Origin of the sequence: Gluconobacter sp. DsW_058 (assembly GCF_002153615.1) — a bacterium.
Lineage (GTDB): Bacteria > Pseudomonadota > Alphaproteobacteria > Acetobacterales > Acetobacteraceae > Gluconobacter > Gluconobacter cerinus.
Genome location: NZ_JOPH01000087.1, coordinates 1 through 683 on the forward strand (window position 1 = coordinate 1; position 683 = coordinate 683).

Sequence of the window (683 nt, forward strand, 5' to 3'; positions counted from 1 at the left end):
TTGCGGCGTTTGTATTTTCGCTTGTCGTATTTGACTGGTTTTCCGTGAGATTTCCGTCCTGGAATGCAGGGCTTTATCCCTTTCTCTTCCAGGGCGTCTCTGAACCAGTCGGCGTCATAACCTCGGTCTGCCAGCATCCACTGTGCCATAGGAAGACTGTCCAACAAGGCAGCAGCACCAGTATAATCGCTGATCTGTCCCGCCGTCATGAAAAAGCTCAGCGGTCGTCCGTTCTGATCAGTGACCGCATGGAACTTGGTCTTCATACCGCCTTTGGTGCGACCGATCAAACGGCCTGGATCCCCTTTTTAGCCGCAGGCTCGAAGCCGTGCGGTGCGCCTTGAGAGACGTCGCATCAATCATAATCGTCTGAGGCTCGGCTTTCGCAGCAGACAGGCCATCCATTATTCGCATGAAAACGCCCATGTCGCTCCAACGCTTCCAACGGTTGTAGAGCGTCTTGTGGGGGCCGTATTCCCGGGGCGCATCACGCCAGCGCATCCCATTACGGTTCACGAAAATGATGCCACTCAACACACGACAGTCATCAACACGGGGTCTGCCGTAGCTCTTGGGAAAGAACGGCCGCAGACGCTCCATTTGTTCGTCCGTCAGCCAAAACAGATCGCTCATCTTCAGTCTCCTCACAGAGCCTGAATCAGATTTCCACAATCAAATCAATG

The 683-nt window shown here is 53.9% G+C and carries 1 pseudogene; it reads right to left on the reverse strand.

Going from position 1 to position 683, the window contains the following annotated elements:
• Nucleotides 1-633: pseudogene (locus HK24_RS13330) on the reverse strand (IS5 family transposase); the annotation flags it as partial.
• Between the last annotated feature and the right edge of the window lie 50 nt (nt 634-683).